A 19,489-nucleotide genomic window follows, 5' to 3' on the forward strand; every position below is an offset into this window, starting at 1 on the left:
GCAGACGTAAAATGCGCGCGGGCACGAAATACGTTGAGCATGGGACGGAACGGGAGCAAAGACAATACTTAGACTTACTCTAGAAGGTTTTTTTGAAAGCACCGGAACGCGCGAAGTGTTGGAGTCCCTTCAAAAGGACCCAAAGCTTAGGCGTTGCAGACTTGAACTCCAACAAGGAAACATCCAGCAAGCAGCCGCCCATCTTGGCGCTTCCCGAGAACCGGACCTTATATTAGTGGAGTCGGACAAGGCCGGNACAGAACTTGATACTGACCTTGAAATATTATCATCCAACTGTAGCCCTGAAACTAAGGTCATGTTGTTTGGCGCAAACAATGATATTTCTCTTTATAAGAGACTAATTGGAATGGGTATAACCGATTATTTTGCTCCTGGTAGCAACGCCGACCAGGTGGTGACCGCCATAGAACAAACTTTTTCGGAGGTCGATGCATCTAACCTAGGGAGGGTTATCGCTTTTATGGATGCAAATGGCGGAGCAGGTAGCAGTATTATTGCGGCGAACGTGGCCCGTTGCCTAGCAGAGCAATATAAACAACCCGTCACTTTGGTTGATTTGGACCTAACATTTGGAACAGTNGGATTAGAGTTTGACATCCAACCCAAACAGTCCGTATCGGATGCTTTGGCTCAGCCTGACCGCCTTGATGAAACTTTGTTGGAACGTTTTATGGTGTCTTACAGTCAGAATCTTTCAATTCTTCCTAGCGTGGGAAGTTTTAGCGGGTCAAATGAAATTGACGAAACTGCCCTTGAAGTGCTCATGACCCTATTACAACAGATGAATGCCTATGTGGTCTTAGACCTACCAAGAGCTTGGAGTCCGTGGATACAGGAAGTCCTTTTGGACTGTGAGGAAGCTGTAGTTGTAGCCACACCACAACTTTCAGGGCTCCGCAATGCCAAAAGCCTATTGGAGCACCTCGCTGAACTTCGGCCCGTTAACAGACCAACAAGGCTGATACTAAATAAAGAAGGTGCTCATAAAAGAACTGAACTACGGAGCAAGGATTTTGAGAAAACAGTTGGGAGCAAGCCGCTCGCCTCTATTCCACATGACGCAACACTGTTTGGGNTAGCAGAAAATGATGGAAAGTTAGTGGTCGATTCCAAGAAGAGCCATAAGATTTCTAAACAATTATTTACCTTAGCACAACGATTGTCCGGTCAGTAAAAAAAATGTTTGGAAAACGCGAAGCAAATGTCAACGCCTCGGTTCCGCCATCAAGCAAAAAGGATGAGCGGAAAAAAGATCTAGCCCGTTCAACAGAATCCGAACAAGAAGAAAAATTACACCCAGTACTTGGACCTGCTGACGACCAAACAATNCCCAAAACCGACCAAACTTCCCGTCCGGATGACAATAAAGAACGCCTGCAACCCATCAAGATCGAAATATTTAATGACCTAGTAGAAGCTGTAGACCTTGCTGGTCTTGGGAAATTATCGGAAGAGGCAGTACGCGAGGAAATTTCGGACATAGTGGGTGAAATTATAAGCATGCGGGACTTTGTCCTAAGTGTACATGAACAACAACAAGTAGTCGACGACATCTGCAATGATGTGCTTGGACTAGGGCCCCTCGAACCCCTAATCGCCCGTGATGACATAGCGGATATTATGGTGAATGGCCCCAACAAAGTATACATAGAAACAGACGGAAAAATAGAACTAACCGATGTCAAATTCCGTGATAATGCTCAGCTGATGAACATCTGCCAACGCATCGTTACTGCGGTCGGGAGAAGGGTCGATGAAGCCAGCCCCATTTGCGATGCTCGTCTAACTGATGGATCGCGGGTAAATGTGATAGCACCCCCCCTGTCCATTGATGGAGCTGCTCTAACGATTAGAAAATTTCGAAAGGATAAACTTTCCTTAGATGACTTGGTCAATTTTGGAAGTATAACTGAGAACGGAGCAAGACTGCTTGAAGTGGCATCCGCCAGTAGATGCAATATTCTGATCTCAGGTGGAACAGGGTCGGGAAAAACCACCCTTCTCAACTGCCTAACTGATCCAATAGACCCAGGCGAACGAGTCATCACTTGTGAGGATGCAGCAGAACTGCAGCTAAAAAATCCTCATGTAGTCAGACTAGAAACACGCCCACCTAACCTGGAAGGTGCTGGAGAAATCAGCATGACAGATCTAGTTAAGAACTGCCTGCGGATGAGACCCGAACGTATTATTGTAGGTGAAGTTAGAGGTCCAGAAGCCTTTGATTTAATGCAAGCAATGAATACCGGCCATGATGGGTCCATGGGAACTGTCCACGCAAATAATCCGCGGGAAGCTCTTTCCCGTGTAGAAAACATGATCGCCATGGGTGGATACAACCTTCCTGCAAGGGCCATGCGGGAACAAATTTCATCTTCCATAAATCTCATTGTTCAAGCATCTCGAATGAGAGACGGGTCCCGCAAGATTACTCATGTCACAGAAATTGTTGGCATGGAGGGAGATACAATTACTCTCCAAGACCTCCTCTTATATGAGTTTGAAGAGGAAACAGAGGGGAAAATACAAGGGACCCATAGATCTAGCCGGCTTCGCCCAAAGTTTTGGGAAAAAGCCCTCTATTTTGGCCTAGAAGAAAAACTGGCAGAAGCCCTTGAACTAACGGGTAAATGATTTGCTAACTTCCTACAGTCCCGTCCTAATCGCAACTGCTGCAGCATTATGCATATTTTCCATATTCGGAGTAATGGCAATCGGCTTAGTGAGCCTAGCACGCCCTCGAATTACAATAAACCAAAGACTAACTAATATGGGACTCGGTCAAGGAAAAGCTGACCGCCCCAACCGACAGAGCTTGAACCCTCGACAGAAACGAATCCAAGACCGACTACAATCTCTGGAAAAGCGAAAACGGAAAGAAGGACCAATTAATAAAATTCGTTCTGAAATGTTACAGGCGGGTTTGGAACCAAAACTCAAGTCCTATTTCGTAGNATCCCTGCTTCTAGGGCTCCTGATCATGGGTGTCGCAATTATATTCGGAATGTCGTTGCTCGTGGGGGGCTCTGTAGGCATTTTTGCAGCCTATTTCATACCAAAGTGGCTTCTCTCCCATTTGTACAAACGACGCCAGAAAAGTTTTACAGCCGAATTTGCAAATGCCTTGGATGTAATCATCCGGGGAGTCCGTTCAGGCCTACCTGTAGGGGAATGCTTACAAATAATTGGAAGGGAAATTCCAGATCCGGTGGGCGCTGAATTCCGCCAGCTAGTAGAAGGCCAAAGAATAGGCTTAACACTAGGCGAACTCTTACAACGGGGTTTACAACGAATGCCCACTAAAGAATATAAATTCTTTGCGATAGTACTACAAATTCAACAGGAAACCGGTGGAAATCTTGCCGATACCTTAGAAAGTCTATCTTCCGTGCTCCGCGATCGTAAACAAATGAAAGATAAAGCAGTTGCTCTTTCGAGCGAAGCCAAATCTTCGGCAGCTATAATAGGGTCTCTCCCATTTTTTGTCATGGGCGGCATCACGTTGGTGAATGGTGAGTATATGTCGGTACTTTTCAATACATCGGCTGGGCACTGGACAATGGGCGGTGGCCTCTGCTGGATGGCCATAGGCATCTTGGTCATGCGCAATATGATTGGTTCAGTGGTTTCTGATTAGAAAGTGATTGAAGATATGCAAGATCTTTTTGACAGAGAGACACTGATCGTCACACTTAGCTTCATCGCAGTGCTTTGCGTCATTATGGCTATTTCCTTGCCTTTTCTTAGTCGTGATAAAAGAAAAGATCGTGTTAAAATGCTCTCGCAACATAGGGCAGACTTGAGTGAACAGCTACGGGCCGAAATGGCAGAGCGCGCGGAGAAAAGAGCTCGAGCAAGAACTGAAACACAAGTCAGCTTAATGAAAAAACTACTGCAACGTTTTCGACTCGAAAACTTGACTGCTAACGCAGAGATACGAAAAAGATTGGCCGCCGGTGGATGGCGAGGGCGCACCGCGGTCGTAACTTTCGTGTTTCTCAAGTTTACCATTGCCACACTATTTGCCATTTTATCCTTTTTAGTCCTATCTTTTTCCTCACTTGTGGACATACCTCTGGCACTTCATTTCCCTATAATCGTTGGCGCGATATTTGTAGGCTATAAACTTCCTGATTTGTATGTAAAAAACTCTTCCCAAGCACGCCGACAGGAATTGGATCAATATTTTCCAGAAGTTCTGGACCTTCTTGGTATTTGTGTAAATGCGGGACAATCTATTGAATCCGCATTCAACAGGGTTACCGATGATATATTTGAGGATTCACCTACAATGTCAGAAGAGATAGGATTGGCCGCTGCAGAGCTCGCTTATCTTGGAGATCGCGCTGCAGCTTATCGTAATTTTGCTGAGCGGACTGACCTACCAGCCGCCCGGGCCCTTTCTACTAGTCTAAGTCAGTCGGAAAAATACGGCACACCATTGAGTGAAGCTCTCAAAACGTTGTCTGATGAAAATCGTGGCGAACGACTGTCAAAAATCGAGAAGAAAGCTGCTTCTTTGCCGGCAAAATTAACCGTTCCAATGATCCTCTTTTTTCTCCCCGCTTTGTTTGCAGTCATTCTTGGCCCTGCCATTATTTCTGCGTTTGGTAACTAGGTCAGTTTTCCTGCAACACACGAAAAGAAGACAAGTTTTCTGAAACGATGCTAGGAGGCAAGTCTTCTCTAGCCAGTTGTTCAGCCAAATGAAGATCACCTCTAAGTGCATAGAAAAGACCTAAATTCTGCCGAACTTGCGGAGTGGAATATTCACTTTTAACTAGACCCTCCAAAAGGCTAATGGCTGAGTCCAATTTTCCATTCTGGGCAAGCGATAAACTCATATTATTCAACACCATAACATTATTGGGTGAAATGGATAGGGCTCTTCCATAAGCAGCCTGCGCAGCAAGGAACTTCCCCAGATGATCCAAAATTACTCCCTCAAGAGCATAAACTTCCCATTCCCCTCCAGCCGTTTGCAAAAGATAATCAGTCTGATTCTCCGCCTCCTCCAATAATCCTGCAGCGATCTGCGCCTTGACTAACTGTATCCGTAAGGGCACGTGGTTAGGCATGGAAGAGAGCGCCTTTTTCAAGAGCAGAACGGCTTCTTTGGAATTACCAGTATAGCGCAAATTACGCGCAAACCCCAAAACAGATAAGATATCGGCAGGATTCATTTCTACCAAACGACTATAGTGCATCGTCGCCAATCCATAATCGAAATTGTTTTCTGCTGCTAGAGCAGATTCTAGCAACACTGCTTGAATTGGACTAGGTTCATGGCTCAGCGTCTTAGCAGAATCAATATTAGCTTGGTGTCTATCAGGAGACTGAATGGATGATTCTGGCACAACGCTATCCAAACCCTCACCTTCTTGTCCGGGAGTTGAACTCCATGCCTCATCAAAACTACCGACCGCATCCGTAAATACGTCTTGTAAGCTGCGGCTGGGGGTCTCTCCGACATATGCACAACCGGAAAGCCACACAGCAACAAAAAAGGGGGCAACCAATCTAGTTAAGGACATAAGGCACCTGAAAAAAGGATTCATTTCATTCTTATAAGATGATATCAGAAATCATCATTTACTGCTCACAATCTTGGGATTGTTCACCGGGCTGTCCTAGGGTAAAGTCACTACAAATAGAGGTCTAAATTAGGCAGAGAATTAGGATAGAATTTAACGTGCGTAGCCATCATATCACCTTTGCGGTCATTTTTACTGCCTTAATTGTGACAAATTGGGAAATAGGAATACTTAGTGTAACCCCTTGTCATGCAGAAGAGACCATTTACGTTGCAGTCAATAAAGTTGAGATGGTTCGAGCCGACAGGATCCCCTCAATTGTGCAGGTGGGGAATCCTAAGATCGCAGACGTCAACGTTGCCTCGGATAAAGGTATTCTCGTACTTGGAATTTCAACTGGTGAGACCAGCCTTATACTACTAGATTCTGCAGATAACATAATAAGGGATATAAATGTGGTAGTCATCCCCAGAGACGACGATGTCCGACGGGTTACTATCCATCAAGGTACAACTGGGACAAAATCACTCGATTGTGGACCCAAGTGCGTGGAAGTTAGTGGGGTTAAAGATGAAGCGGCAACTACCCCTATCGTGCCTTAACGAACTATTTAACGCCCGATAGTTCGCATACTGAGAAAACCAAAAATTAGGGGGTGCACCATTTTTAGTTTACAAAAATTTGTGACATCTAAACACGGGATAATTGCAGTTGCATATGCCCTGGCAGCCATTCCTGTAATAATGGCTATCGGTGGTGCATTGGACTTTGGTAGGGCATATCTCCTTCAGAGCCGACTGGCCGAAGCGTTGGACAAGGCTGCACTAGCCGTTGGAGCAGAAACTACCACAAACACGGCAATTTTGAACCAAACGCTGAATAACTATTTCAATGCCAATTTCAACGCGGATGGAGTTGGACGCACACTTAACATCGCTAGCGATATTACTGATTCAAGAATTACACTGAGGGCCACAGGTTCAGTGGATACGGCGTTTCTTAAAATCATAAACAAAAATGAAATAGTGGTCACAGTTACAACGGAGGTTGTTCGGGAAACTACAGGACTAGAGGTAGTTTTAGTATTGGATAACACAGGCTCTATGGCTGCTAACAACCGAATTGGAAACCTTAAAGTAGCGGCTCGTGAACTTGTCGATATCTTGTTTCAAAATGAGGATCGCCCGGAAAACGTTAGAATCGCTTTGGTACCNTTTGTCACTACGGTTAATATTGGTCAAGAGAACGTAGGATTCATAAGAACACCCATACCAGAAAATGATTATGCGCCACCACGAGATCCGCGATGGAAAGGCTGTGTGGAAGCAAGGCCATTTCCTCACGACACCAGTGACGTGTTTGACATAAACAGCGACGTGGCAGGATTATGGGACCCCTACTACTGGGAATCTGAACCGGTACTTGATGGATTTGGGGGTTTCTTCAACGTGTGTGAAAATATGTGGTGGCTACCGAATCTGCGCCGCGGGCTTTCGAGACCGATAGCAACTGGACGATCGGGAGCAAATTTTGGTACTTATCCGGACAGAAGTACNCCACCCCGCTTTTTTAATGTCGACACCATCCCTCCAAGCACTCATGGGCCTAATAAGGCTTGTCCAGATCCCATCACTCCACTTAATAACGATAGAGGAAGACTAAGAGCCGCCATCAACCAGATGCAACCTTGGTCAGGTAACGGAACGATGGCCCACCTTGGTGCTGTGTGGGCATGGCGAGTACTTTCACCTGGACCTCCCTTTCAAGAGGGGCGGGGCAGAGGTGCACAAGGGATTAAAAGGGCTGTTATTATTCTAACGGATGGGGTCAATTTAGTATCTTCTGGTCGTTCTAACTGCTCTCGGTTTGTAGATGCACGATACAATAGCCAGTACACAGGTTATGGCTACCTATCGGAAAACAGACTTGGCACCCAATCATTTACCGGGGCAACAGCCGTTCTGAATGACAGACTTAGCGACGTATGCACAAATTTAAAAAGAGATGACATCACTGTCTATACCATCACCTTCGAACTGAACGATGCTACCACACAGGAAGTATTTCGAAGATGCGCTTCAGAACCTAAACTATATTTCCCTTCACCCGATTCTTCAACGTTGCAGGAAAGTTTCCGTGCTATCGGCGCAAGCCTCAATGCCCTTCGGATAGCCCGGTGAACAAAGTCCTTTTCTCCAAAACGAATTACGCCAACACGCTCAATCAGAAATGCAGAAACTTTTCTAATTGCACAACTGGTGGTGTCGCTGTGGAATTTGCTTTGATTCTGCCTCTTTTCCTCTTTGTCTTACTCGCTGTCATTGAAACAGGTTACATAGCANTATCCAATATAGTGGTTGATGGAGCAGTCTCTACCGCAAGCCGGGAAATCCGTACAGGCATAGTCCAGCAGAGCCCGAATCCCTTGGGCCGATTCCGTGGCACGCTGTGTCAGCAAGTTAATATTGTAGTCGACTGTGGCCGCGTACTAATTGACGTACAAAACTTTGCTACCTTTCCGGACCCAACAACTATCCCAGCCCCGGCCGCAGCAAATAATTTTAACCCTGGAACGGCAGATCAAATTACGCTAGTCCGAGTAAGACACACATGGAACTACCTAACCCCCTTCCTCCAACAATTAATTGGACCCGGGGGTCGAGAACATATTTCGTCTGCGATCTTCAGNGTTGAGCCCTTCCTTCAGAACTAGGCATATAGATGCAACCCAAAAAATCGATCACAAGAAATAAGAAGGGCCTTGTTAGTCTTGAGTTTGCTCTCTTAGTGCCCATTATGATCGCAATTTGGGCAGGAATTGTTGAATTCACTAATATGCAAAACGCCAGCCGGAAAGTAAACTTGGCCGCCCAATCTATTGCCGACGTAGTAGCTGGNTCGCAGGCGGTTGACACTCCATCTTTGAATAATATCCGCAGGGCTGCTACGCTGATAATGGCCCCCTACCCTGATAACACCCTCCGTATTGGCATTCAAAGCATAGAGGCTGATGAAGCTGGAAACCTCATAGTGGGTTGGACTTTTGGCGCGCCCGGAGGGATACCTGCTCCAGCTGCTGGATTGGTACGCCCCAACTTTAGCACCATACATGTTGTAGTCACCTACACCTACCAGCCTGTACTCGGCAATCTAATAGTGGGGTTCCTACCTGCGGCTAACATACCTGCNATAATAAACATGAGTAGCGAGGCATTTGCTAAGCCCCGTCTCACAACAATCATACCGTTTAACTAAGTCAACAGGCCACTACCATACCCCACGTCAGCATGGTAGTGGTTGGCGCAACTCCCAGGAAGCCTACGAAGGGTAGCCTCGCCGCCTCAGCATCTCAGAGTATAACTAGAGATCAACCTCCGCCAGGCGTGAGCGCCGCCGCAATAGCATTAAAAGTTGTGGTCAGCTGAGGCGAAATAAGTGCAATGCCTGCAGCCACAACAATCGCGATGCCAGCCGCTATCAACCCATACTCTATAGCGGTCGCACCTTTGGTCGACTTAGAGAAACGTTTCAAAAGGTTCTTCAACATCCATTTTACTCCTATCTCATTGACTAAACTATGCCTTAAACAAAGCGGCACCATACCAACGTATGGTGGCCGTGGGCGAAAATAAGCACGTTCTGACGAAGAAATCAACCGCGCGGTGGAGGTAGCTCTGGAAAAAGCACCTGCTTACACTTTTAGCCCTTTCCAGACGCCGTTTAATAAATCGACAACGGGTCATGCCCCAGCAAACTTGTCACATCTTCGCCCTTGGGGAGTGCGTAATCAGCCGAACTTATTACCGTACCATCGTCTGCCCTTAAAACTCTTAAGGTGACATATACCTTGGTCTCAGCGACAGCGTACACCCCAGCTACTACAGCCTGAGCCTGCTGAGCATCACTTAAATTCTTCACATCTCTAGATAAAACCAACTCACCACTCCCAGCGCGAACCATGATATTCCCTCTATATCGTAGTTCTTTCGTGGTGTAACCCAACTGAGTAAATCTTGAACGGATTTGCTCTGAAACTATTCTTCCCAATACGGATGACTGCTCCAAATCGTTAACATTCACAAGACTAGCAACCATTATGGGCTTACTATGATCCAAAACCTGCTGAGACGAATCGACCAACCGGTCAACCACCTTATGGCTTGCCGCCACTAAATCAACAGCCTCTAACGGCCCACGCGATACGAAGGCTGCATCGTTGGTGTACCTATCAACACACCCACTTATAAGCCCAACCACAGAGCAAACTAAGACGAGGCTCAAAGGAAATCGAAACTGTGATAACAAATAACCCATGGCCTACTCCTCCACGACACTTAATGTTGCAACCCCAGGCGCTGTAGCAATCTGCTCTACTGAAGATTCGGGCAACGGACCCAGCGGCCCCACATATTGGGCCAAATCCTCATCAGAAATAAAGTATCCATTCGCACTTCTCATCAAGACTTGNGATCCATCCAGCAACGATGTGGTTATAACCAACTGTGGCCCTCCAATTTCATGAGCCAAAAAACTATCCGCCAATAAACCCGCTGCCACAGGAACTCCTACTCGGGCAAATTTCGTTGGGATTACACTCGTCACAATCTCATCTCCCCGGAACACCCAAGATGTAAACGCGGCTAGAGAGAAAAAACCAGGAACAGACTTAGGAACCTGTTGACCACGCACCACGGCATCCAGATGAAACTTTACTAACAAAGCATCTCTAGGATCGTTAACTACATCATTTCCAAGAGAGGTTAACTTAGACATGAGAAATCGTCGAAAATTGCGCCCAAAACCAGTGCTACTATCACCAGAGGCTATGAAAATTTTTCGTNCTGAGAGGCCATCGGTATCACCCCAGCAATACGGCACCGCGGATTCGGACCGGCCGTAAGTCTGGGCAGTTGTCTCAGCAGGACCACCTGCCCCCCTGGCAGGCAGTAAATTTTTGCTGTCTTGAGCTAGCTGCGCAAAGAAATCTAGAGGACGAGTTTCTCCCCGGAGGCAACCATCGATCTCAATGGCACTGTTTTCCGCCATTCGCTCCCAATGGCCAACATGAGTCAGTGTGTCCTGATGTCCGCTCAAGATCAAATCATTTCCCGCACACCCCACTAGGGCAAACAATGCACCCAGACCCCATAGAACTTTCCGCATTTTCACCTACCTATTCCCAGAAAACGGTACCCACAATACTAGGCAAATTCTTAAACTGATGTAACCTAGCCACCTAGACCAAGGCAACGCAAGTGCCCGGGATTTTTATATTAAAAATCAAATAGATAGTTTCACCCTACTCCCTTAATGCACGTGCCCTCTCCAGCAATTCGCTGAGAGTCATAGTAACTTCCACGGTACTCTGAAAATAACCGCTGATAGTCTTTGTAGTGATAGACCAATCATCCTCGCGAAATTCCGAAACTACCAAATCGCAAAAAGTACGATAAGCCTCTATAGCTTTACCATCATCTCTAAAATAATGTGCCAAAATCGCAAACGACAACCTAGCGGGCCCCGCGCCATTGTATCCCCATTCAAAATCCGCCAGCGGGACAGCCACAATATCCAGCCGTCTGTCCAGAGGAGAATCATCCACAGTCACAAGACACAAATTGCCGTAGCGTTTTCCACGATAGGTGGATATCTTGGTAGAATCAGCCATCCCCGTATTCTACATGAAATATCGGAACAAATCTTCCTACCACCCTGTATCTAATAAACAACACACTAAAATTCACACGTAGATTTTGGAAAAGAAGGAACTCCATATAGGTGTCTGCTGTTCCAAAGTAGGGTGAATCGCCTAAAGTGATTACCGGTATATTTTAAAATCCCAAGTGATTTCTGAAAAAGACCCACAGTGCCCCTGTGCTAATAGCCACNCCGTACGGCACTCCGGTCTCTGAGTGGAGGTTCGCAAGCCAATCTGAGGATAACGCCCACTTTGGGATTTTAGCCAGTCGGAAAAAAAATAACATTCCAGCGAGAATACCTCCTGCCACTGCAACCCAAAAGAGCAAAGGCAAAATATCATCTAGCCCGCACCATAATGCCACTGCTGATAGCACTTTGACATCGCCTCCACCCAAAAGGTTAGCAACGAATAGGCCAAACCCAACACCAAGCACCATTCCGGCTACCAGAAGGTGGGAAGCCAATACGACGGCATCCAATTGGGTGAAAAAAGCGGCAGGAAAGAAAAGAAATGCCCCCACAGCAGAAACAAAATTGGGGATTTCAAATGTTCGCAGATCAGAAATAGCAGCAAACACTAGGAGGGAACTAAAGAGAAACAGAAAGATATCGTACATTGCGATTAAATGGTTCCAATCGATATCTGATTTAATTACTTAATTAAATACCTACGACATCCCCGAAAGCGACTCGATTTTTGCACGATCATTAATAATAAAACTTCTATTTTTTCTCTCTAAAATCTTCTCACGCGCCAACTTTCCGATTGCCTCTGCCACTTCCTGTTGCTCTGTGCCTGCCCACCCAGCTATATCGGTATGATGAGGGATCGGCTCGATAATCCAGCTTCCATCACCCCGTGGATTTGGCACAGCAAGTCGAAGCAATTCTATATATACGCGCTGTCTTGGATTTGTCTTCGACAACAACGATACCCTATCGTTCATAGAAGATATTACATACGCTAAATCCCGAAGTAAGTTTATTGATACCTGTGGGAACTCCATTAACATTTCTAAAAAGGTTTCTCTAGGCATCACAGCCACNGTGCTTCTATCAACAGCGACAATTCTAGCTGTTCTCTCCCTCGGCCCAATTGCGGATAACTCACCAAAATGGCTTCCTGTGACCATTTCGGCAAGGGTCACTTCATGTTCTGTCCCAATGAAGTTCATTACCCTAACCCTGCCATCCGTCAAAAAATATACGTCGCGGGTGTTATCATCACGATCCAATATGATATCATTAGGTACAAACGCAAGCCATTCACATTTCTTAGCGAGCACCTCGAGATCCCCCGACGGAACATCAGCAAACAGTTTAACACCATCTAAAATTTGGCCAGTATTTTCCAGTTTTGCGCTCCCCTAGCGGTACATATGACCTTAGTTACGGACCCCAAAATAGCCGAATCCTGTTACAGAGCAATACGCGATTTGCTTGCTCGCAANTGGAACTCATAACGTTTCACCTTTAGGTTTCCCATTCCCAAATCGATAAACAGGAAGTGTGGTTGCCGCAGCGGCCGACAAAGTAACAAAAACGAGCATAATTAGGAACATCGGATCCAAGGAGCCAACTGTACCATGTACCATCGGAACCAAGGCAACCCCTAAAGCCGACACGCCTAATGTGAGAACAAATTTTGCACCGAAGGCACGCGATCTCCATGACGGGGGCGCGTAACGTGCTAACAAGGCATTCTCAGCTGGTTGCCCGGAAACGTTGAGCCCAACCATCAATGCTGCACATACGACCAAAACCGGACTGTAAAGTATATAAGCCAATGCTAATACCGGTATCTGTAAAACCTGGCATCCTAAATAAACGTACTTTAACGGGAAACGATCAGCTAGTTCCCCTCCAATCAACTGCGCAAAAGCGCTAAGAGCGTAAACTACACTTACCAATCCACCAACACCAAGAACACTGGCTCCAATGCCATAATCCAGGCGCTCATCAAAAATCTTAGGCAAGGAGAAGGCGGTAATCTGATAAATCAATCCAGTACAAAGCACCGTAACAGCCAGAACCAAAAAAACTCTTTTGATATCAGAAGTTCCTGGCCCACTTATGCGAACCGAATGTTCTACTCTATTCCCCACCCAACCAAACCATCCAACAAACAAAAATAACATTCCCGTTCCTACACAAACCAAGCCTGGCACAATAAATGCATACTCCCAACCATAACGGCTACCTAACCATGCGGCCACCAAGGCCGCTACTGCTGTACCTATAGAACCAAACACTCCGTTTACTCCGAGTGCCCTCCCCGGGCTCCGACTATGATCGACTAACCAAGGGATGCCAACGGGGTGATAAATAGAAGCAAATGTTCCTATCGCCCCTAGGCCTAACACCATTTGTAATGGGTTGGTGGCAAATCCTGTTCCTATGGCCGAAATCCCAACCCCAAAAAAAAACAATGCCATCATTCCAAATGGAGACCAGCGATCCGATAGCCAACTTGCCGGCAGTGCGCCCAACCCAAACATAATGGTCATCGGAATACTAAGAGCAAACAACTCAGCGTAGCCCATTGACCATTTGTCCTCCAGGATCAGCACAACAGTCGCATAAAGTAGGATAACCAAATGGGCATAGGCATGGGCTACACTCGCAAAACCTACCGTTAAGAGCTGTTGCCTCCGACCTGCATCACTGAATAAATTACCTCCCACCAACGTTGCCCCCGATCAAGATTTCCGGAGCAGACATAGTAGTTGATCTAGAAACCAACCGACTTCTTCTGGATTATTCAGGCGATAAGCGGCACTACTTGGCCGCGACCTCTCAGCAACTAGAATTGATAGTCCGTTACGCTCCAAGGCCCTAAAAGCATCCTCATCAGTGGTATCATCACCGATATAAATTGCCTCACCTATGCCGTAGAGGCGAGCAAATTGACTTTGTAACCATAGCACAGCCTCTCCTTTATCCCATGGGACACTGGGAGTAATCTCAATAACTTGATCTCCCTGGCCAACACGAAAGTTTGACAAGGGAGCTACTGTATCTTTCACTATCTTCTCAAGTAATCCTGCCTTAGTAGGAGTTAGGGCTCTATAATGTATGGCTATCGCCCATTTCTTAATCTTTAAGACGGCTTCATCAAATTTGTTTATCGAATCCGCAACAACATTGCCCAAAACCTTGATGTCTTCCTGAGAACACTGACCATCCAATTTTGGCAAAGCGGGAAGCCGTGGGTCCTGGATATCAAAACCATGACAACCTGCGTAAAACAGATCCTCCACACCAACTAGATTTTTTACGTCTTCGCGGTCTCTTCCCGAAACAATTGCAAGAGGAATGAAGGACTTTAGCTCAATCAGTTTCGCCGACATCTCTGCAGACAGTTGTGCCAGCTCTGGACGTCTCCGCACTGGCGTTAGAGTGCCATCAAAATCCAGGAACAAATGAAATTTCTGGCCGGTTAAATCTCGACTTAACTTGGACCACGCCTGACGTAACGGCTGACTGCTTCGCACGATTCCCCTTTTCCCCTCCGTTTTCCTAGAGAATTCCTAAAAAGTCTCCAGGTATTTCTAATCCAGAATACAGGCACCATACCCGAGAAACCTGGGTCTTTATCAAATCTTCTTCAGTCAACTTACCATTCACCTCAATCAGGCGTGGACCCTACAATTTCTGTCAAATTTTTAGCCGCATCCTCCGAAATTCCGACCGTTTGAGCAGATCCAATAAGCTCATTCCAAGTCGTATTATCCAGCGGAATGCCATCACGACCACGATTAACAATTGATATCCTCTCGGGGTCTCCGGGTACCAATACTTGGTCAACTCCTTGGGCTGGCCGAGCCGACTTCACATAATCTGTTATCTCTCCTAGTTCCTGCATAAAAAAGCTTTTGCTCCCAACGGAATCAGGGTCAATTATTATGGTCAACATATTGTTTTGTATTGTATTTTTTGTTTGGTTTTCAGGAAGGCATGTGCCACCATTTACAAGAGCACCAGATAAAATCTCGGCGATCAAAGCTAAACCATAGCCCTTATGGTCCCCAAAGGATAACTGAGCTCCTCGTTCTTCACGGAACATTACGCCTGGATCCCGGGTCGGAGCACCATTCGGGCCTATCAAACTACCTTCTGGCACTTCAATGCCCCTATTGTAAGCTACTTTTACCTTACCCATAGCAATTTTACTGGTGGCCATGTCGAGTACGATAGGTTTTCCACCATTTGGCGAAGGAATAGCGGTGCAATAGGGATTAGTCCCATAACGCGCCTCGGAGCCACCGAAGGGGCTCACCAAAGGAAGGTGGCCTATCACATTTACGTAATGGATTGATACCATTCCCGCCTCGGCACACATTTCGCCCCAAGCCCCAATTCGGCCCAGATGATGGGTGTGTCGGAGAGCTACAATGGCAACTCCTGTTTCTGCCGCTCGGGCGATACCCAATTCCATTGCCTCCGCACCAATTATTTGTCCATAACCCATGTTACCGTGCATCTGCAAAATTGCCCCGGAATCTTTTTCAACTGTTATGTGCGCATTAGGTTGGAGCACCTTATTCTTAACATTCTCTATATAACGAGGAACCAGATGTACCCCGTGGCTATCATGGCCCATCAAATTAGCCTTCACTAAATTGGCCGAAACTTGCTCCGCTTCCTCCGGGTCAGAGCCCGCCCCCTCTATCATTTTCTTTATTAACTTTTGTAGCCCCTCGGCTCCTATATTCGGCATTAATTACCTTCCTAATACTGTAAGTTTGCTATCCGTTTTTAAGAAAAATACACCCTGCTCATAAACGAAGCACTGCCGCACTTGGAACCCCGACAAAGTAAACGTCATTCAATGGTATTCCTGAATAGTTAAAGGCCAGACGCAACCCTCACGTCCCAAAAATTCAAGTGCCTTCAGCTCTCCGTTGATCAACCCGGTGATCAAAATAATTATTACTTAGCGTACGTTGATTTTCGTAGATAGACCCCTGATGGGGCGCTTTCGGAAACGGCATGCGAATGGGAACAGCCTCGACCCTAGGAATATGGGTGGGCTCCCCTTTCACAATGCGGCTATTAAACTCTTCAAAATCGGCCAGTCCCTCTACTCCAGCCATTGGCCAAGCATCGGCCGCTGTGTATTCGTACAAGAGTAATCGTCTCTGCTTCCCGGACCGATTAAGTTCCGAGCCGTGCACCAAACGAACGTGGTGAACGGTCATGGAACCTGCCTTCCCCGTGAGCGGCACAGCTTTGCTAAAATCTAAATCAACAGAAGTTGGATCCATAGCACCGCAAAATGCGCCATTTGAATGGTGATCATAGACCGGGCCACGGTGGGTTCCCGGCATGACTAACAATGGTCCATTATCCAGATCCATATCATCCAAAAGAATTCCCGCTGCCAGGACGTCGTCATTGGTATGAGGATAGAACGCCCAGTCCTGGTGCCACTCAACAGGAGAGCCAAATCTCGCCGATTTCATGTTAACTTTACCACCAGCCCGAAGTCTTATGTTCGGCCCCAGCAGTGCTGACAAACTGTCAGTAATACAGGTTTCTGCGGAAAGCCTACGATAAAATTCATGTGCCAAATGGGGACGCTTTATGCGCCGAACACGGGGCGAGGTTTTGGTATGGTCTGGCTCCAAATCCAGCAATTCGTTTGACTGGCTAATCTCGGACGCGCTAGCAACAACATCATCCGTAACCTGACACAACTCTTGCAAGAGCTGAGGGCTCAACACATCGTTAATAACGACGTATCCGCTTTCTTCGTATGACTCCACTTGCTCTTTACTAATCAAGCTAATACCTCCAAGTTATACCGCGCTTAAGCCTTGACCTCGCCTGCGGAGGCAAAGTAAGGCTCTTTTGGGCTTCCTCTATACAAGACCTTTCCAGCCTCGGCATTTGCCTTAGCATGAAAGTCTAATACGTTAGGGTCCATATTACTACTAGGCACAGGTTCCGAAACAAAGTTATTGAAGCGGTCCTCACCTCGGACCAGGGTCGCAGTATCATTTAGTGAATACAACTGGTGTAGATGGGTAGGTATATAACGAATTGCATAACCTATCCTGCGCTGGCTCGAAGAGTTCGGGGGTGATCCATGAATTAGCCGTACATGGTGAAGAGATATCTCTCCTGCGTTAAGCTCCAAGTCCACGGCCCTGGAATCGTCCACGTCCACCTCTATCTCTTGACCTCGAGACAGGAGATTATGTGCCGCATCTGTATCTCGGTGGGCAATCTGATCCATTGTATGTGTTCCGGGAATAACTTGCATACAACCATTCTCTATCTTGCTTGGTGTGATAGCCACCCAAGCGGTCACCACATCAGGGGCACTCAAGCCCCAATAAGTTGAATCCTGGTGCCAGGATACATAGCTTGGGTCANGCCCGTCTTTGTTAAAAAAGCTGGTGGCCCAGCAAAGAATATTAGGGCCAAGAAGGTCTTCCACTGCATCTAAAATACTAGAAGTCCTTATTAGGTTGTTGAGCCAAGGAAATAGTATATGGGGCTTATAGCGGACTGGGCCAGTCAACTGACCCCCACACATCTTCTCGACATCCTCAAAATTAGCATAGCAATTAGCCGCCGCTGAAGAAGTAAGCGCCGGCAATGGAAATAAATAACCATCTCGGTGAAAGGAAGACACCTGATCCTCGGTAAGAACCTTAGTCATCTATGACCCCACACTTCTTAAATGATACGATAACACGCTACGTGAGTATAACTTAGACCGAATTTACGTCAAAAACCAGGCAATAACCTGTCGGATAACCTAGGTTAACGCCAAGCAAAGAAAACTTTCTACTCCTAGTTGCTTACGATAATACATCAGTATATCTAGGGTCGTGGTCCCCACTCACCCTGATTAAAAGATTGTGGCAATGAACAAAGCAGTAAAGAGAGGGCGGGAGTTCCTCCATACACCTGGCCCCACAAATATGCCAGATCGTATTCTAAGAGCAATGGACCGGCCCGCGTTAGATCACAGAAGTCCTGGCTTCCGTGAAGTGGCTCAGGAATGCTTCGAGCGACTTAGGGATGTCTTCAAAACAGAGCGGCCAGTGATAATCTACCCCGCAGCTGGACACGGAGCCTGGGAGGCCTCTTTGGTGAATACTTGCTCCCGCGGCGATACAGTACTTATGCCGGAGACTGGCGCTTTTTCCAATATGTGGAGGAACATGGCAGAAGCTCTTGGGCTTAAAGTCGAATACCTGCCTGGCGATTGGCGCCACGGGGCCGATCCTGAAGCCATCTCGGAACGCCTNGCTGCGGACCGAGGNCACATCATCAAAGCCGTCGCCGTAGTACACAACGAAACATCGACCGGTGTAACCTCACGTTTAGAAGAAATTGGAAACGCTATAAAGCAGACAAACCACCCTGCCCTTTTTCTGGTGGATACTATTTCTTCCCTAGGCTCAATAGAATTCCGCATGGATGCTTGGAACGTAGATGTGGCCGTAGGAGGATCTCAAAAAGGGCTCATGCTTCCGCCTGGCATGAGCTTTAATGCCATCAGCGAAAAAGCATGGCACACCTCGGAAAAAAATTCGAGGGAACGGCGCTATTGGGACTGGAAAATGTTTATGCCAGACGGCAAAAACCCCGGATTTCTTTCAACCCCACCGATCCAAATGTTTTTTGGTTTGCAGGAAGCCCTGGTCATGCTTGATGAAGAAGGTCTCGACAACGTGTTCTTACGCCACCAGAGAATCGCAACCGCCGTGAGATCTGCTATAACGCACTGGGGAAAGTCAGGAACTCTTGAGCTTCTATCCCTGGACCCTCGTGAACATTCCAATTCTATTTCAGCAATTCTTTTCAACAAACCATGCGATGTAGATGAATTTCGTTCAGTGTGTAGAGAAAAACATAGTGTTGCATTAGCCGCTGGCNTNGAGCGATTGGCAAAACAGGTTTTTCGAATTGGCCACCTGGGAGACCTNAACGAACCCATGATCCTTGGGACCCTTGCTGGGGTGGAGATGACATTAAAAAAGCAAAAAATCTCTTATGAGCCAGGGGGTGTGGAAGCCGCTATTAGCTCTTTGATATAGGTCAATGGTATTGCTATTTATTTAGAAAGTGAGCCTAACAAGTGTCGGCATCAAGAAAAATACAGTCGGCGAAGCCCGTTACAAACAACTTGGGGATTAATCGATGAACGAACTCGTTAAACTTTCTGCCAGGGAAGCTGTCACGCTTCTGAAGAAACAAGAGGTGTCTCCCCTCGA

21 protein-coding genes are annotated in these 19,489 nt (G+C 46.7%); 9 read left to right on the forward strand and 12 right to left on the reverse strand.

Translation table 11 applies throughout. From position 1 onward, the window contains the following. The first annotated feature begins 115 nt into the window (after positions 1 to 115). From CMM32_07115 to CMM32_07130, 4 genes are all read left to right on the forward strand, one after another. Complete coding sequence (locus CMM32_07115; GenBank protein ID MBT06669.1) at positions 116 to 1,195, forward strand: hypothetical protein; 1,080 nt, start codon at positions 116 to 118, stop codon at positions 1,193 to 1,195. A gap of 5 nt (positions 1,196 to 1,200) precedes the next feature. After that, the gene (locus CMM32_07120; protein MBT06670.1) at positions 1,201 to 2,655 is read left to right on the forward strand and encodes a protein kinase; all 1,455 of its coding nucleotides are present in this window, start codon (positions 1,201 to 1,203) and stop codon (positions 2,653 to 2,655) included. 1 nt (position 2,656) lies between these two features. After that, positions 2,657 to 3,658, forward strand: a complete 1,002-nt coding sequence (locus CMM32_07125; protein MBT06671.1) for a pilus assembly protein — start codon at positions 2,657 to 2,659, stop codon at positions 3,656 to 3,658. 15 nt (positions 3,659 to 3,673) lie between these two features. Next, positions 3,674 to 4,639, forward strand: a complete 966-nt coding sequence (locus CMM32_07130) for a pilus assembly protein TadC (GenBank protein MBT06672.1) — start codon at positions 3,674 to 3,676, stop codon at positions 4,637 to 4,639. A 1-nt stretch (position 4,640) separates the two neighbouring features. Here CMM32_07130 and CMM32_07135 read toward each other — a convergent pair whose 3' ends face one another. Continuing rightward, positions 4,641 to 5,579: a hypothetical protein gene (locus CMM32_07135; GenBank protein MBT06673.1), complete on the reverse strand. Its 939-nt coding sequence runs from the start codon at positions 5,577 to 5,579 to the stop codon at positions 4,641 to 4,643. Between the two features lie 134 nt (positions 5,580 to 5,713). On the opposite strand from CMM32_07135, the gene CMM32_07140 reads away from it, so the two are divergent. From CMM32_07140 to CMM32_07155, 4 genes are all read left to right on the forward strand, one after another. Next, positions 5,714 to 6,157: a hypothetical protein gene (locus tag CMM32_07140; GenBank protein MBT06674.1), complete on the forward strand. Its 444-nt coding sequence runs from the start codon at positions 5,714 to 5,716 to the stop codon at positions 6,155 to 6,157. Positions 6,158 to 6,238: 81 nt separating this feature from the next. Next, complete coding sequence (locus CMM32_07145; protein ID MBT06675.1) at positions 6,239 to 7,735, forward strand: hypothetical protein; 1,497 nt, start codon at positions 6,239 to 6,241, stop codon at positions 7,733 to 7,735. After that, positions 7,648 to 8,268, forward strand: a complete 621-nt coding sequence (locus CMM32_07150) for a hypothetical protein (protein ID MBT06676.1) — start codon at positions 7,648 to 7,650, stop codon at positions 8,266 to 8,268. The genes CMM32_07145 and CMM32_07150 overlap by 88 nt, the downstream gene beginning before the upstream one ends. Before the next feature lie 8 nt (positions 8,269 to 8,276). Beyond that, entirely contained in the window at positions 8,277 to 8,810 is a 534-nt protein-coding gene (locus tag CMM32_07155; protein MBT06677.1) for a hypothetical protein, read from the forward strand. Between the two features lie 112 nt (positions 8,811 to 8,922). Here CMM32_07155 and CMM32_07160 read toward each other — a convergent pair whose 3' ends face one another. From CMM32_07160 to CMM32_07210, 11 genes are all read right to left on the reverse strand, one after another. Next, the gene (locus CMM32_07160) at positions 8,923 to 9,099 is read right to left on the reverse strand and encodes a Flp family type IVb pilin (GenBank protein MBT06678.1); all 177 of its coding nucleotides are present in this window, start codon (positions 9,097 to 9,099) and stop codon (positions 8,923 to 8,925) included. 176 nt (positions 9,100 to 9,275) lie between these two features. Beyond that, complete coding sequence (locus CMM32_07165) at positions 9,276 to 9,869, reverse strand: hypothetical protein (GenBank protein ID MBT06679.1); 594 nt, start codon at positions 9,867 to 9,869, stop codon at positions 9,276 to 9,278. A gap of 3 nt (positions 9,870 to 9,872) precedes the next feature. Next, on the reverse strand, positions 9,873 to 10,724 hold the full coding sequence (locus CMM32_07170; protein ID MBT06680.1) for a hypothetical protein: 852 nt from the start codon (positions 10,722 to 10,724) through the stop codon (positions 9,873 to 9,875). Positions 10,725 to 10,854: 130 nt separating this feature from the next. Beyond that, a complete protein-coding gene (locus tag CMM32_07175) occupies positions 10,855 to 11,223 on the reverse strand; it encodes a hypothetical protein (GenBank protein ID MBT06681.1) in 369 nt (122 codons plus the stop codon). A 163-nt stretch (positions 11,224 to 11,386) separates the two neighbouring features. Beyond that, complete coding sequence (locus CMM32_07180) at positions 11,387 to 11,872, reverse strand: peptidase (protein ID MBT06682.1); 486 nt, start codon at positions 11,870 to 11,872, stop codon at positions 11,387 to 11,389. Between the two features lie 51 nt (positions 11,873 to 11,923). Next, positions 11,924 to 12,610, reverse strand: coding sequence for a hypothetical protein (locus tag CMM32_07185; GenBank protein ID MBT06683.1), 687 nt, complete (start codon positions 12,608 to 12,610; stop codon positions 11,924 to 11,926). A gap of 102 nt (positions 12,611 to 12,712) precedes the next feature. Next, positions 12,713 to 13,939, reverse strand: coding sequence for an MFS transporter (locus CMM32_07190; protein ID MBT06684.1), 1,227 nt, complete (start codon positions 13,937 to 13,939; stop codon positions 12,713 to 12,715). A 15-nt stretch (positions 13,940 to 13,954) separates the two neighbouring features. After that, complete coding sequence (gene otsB, locus CMM32_07195) at positions 13,955 to 14,752, reverse strand: trehalose-phosphatase (protein MBT06685.1); 798 nt, start codon at positions 14,750 to 14,752, stop codon at positions 13,955 to 13,957. A 131-nt stretch (positions 14,753 to 14,883) separates the two neighbouring features. Continuing rightward, positions 14,884 to 15,975 carry a malate/lactate/ureidoglycolate dehydrogenase gene (locus CMM32_07200; protein ID MBT06686.1) on the reverse strand — a complete coding sequence of 364 codons (1,092 nt, stop codon included), beginning with the start codon at positions 15,973 to 15,975 and terminating at the stop codon, positions 14,884 to 14,886. Positions 15,976 to 16,138: 163 nt separating this feature from the next. After that, a complete protein-coding gene (locus CMM32_07205; protein ID MBT06687.1) occupies positions 16,139 to 17,041 on the reverse strand; it encodes a phytanoyl-CoA dioxygenase in 903 nt (300 codons plus the stop codon). A 26-nt stretch (positions 17,042 to 17,067) separates the two neighbouring features. Next, positions 17,068 to 17,925, reverse strand: a complete 858-nt coding sequence (locus CMM32_07210; GenBank protein ID MBT06688.1) for a phytanoyl-CoA dioxygenase — start codon at positions 17,923 to 17,925, stop codon at positions 17,068 to 17,070. A 208-nt stretch (positions 17,926 to 18,133) separates the two neighbouring features. On the opposite strand from CMM32_07210, the gene CMM32_07215 reads away from it, so the two are divergent. Continuing rightward, positions 18,134 to 19,312: a serine--glyoxylate aminotransferase gene (locus CMM32_07215; protein ID MBT06689.1), complete on the forward strand. Its 1,179-nt coding sequence runs from the start codon at positions 18,134 to 18,136 to the stop codon at positions 19,310 to 19,312. The last annotated feature ends 177 nt before the right edge of the window (positions 19,313 to 19,489 follow it).

Source organism: Rhodospirillaceae bacterium, assembly GCA_002728255.1.
Taxonomy (GTDB): Bacteria; Pseudomonadota; Alphaproteobacteria; order UBA7887; family UBA7887.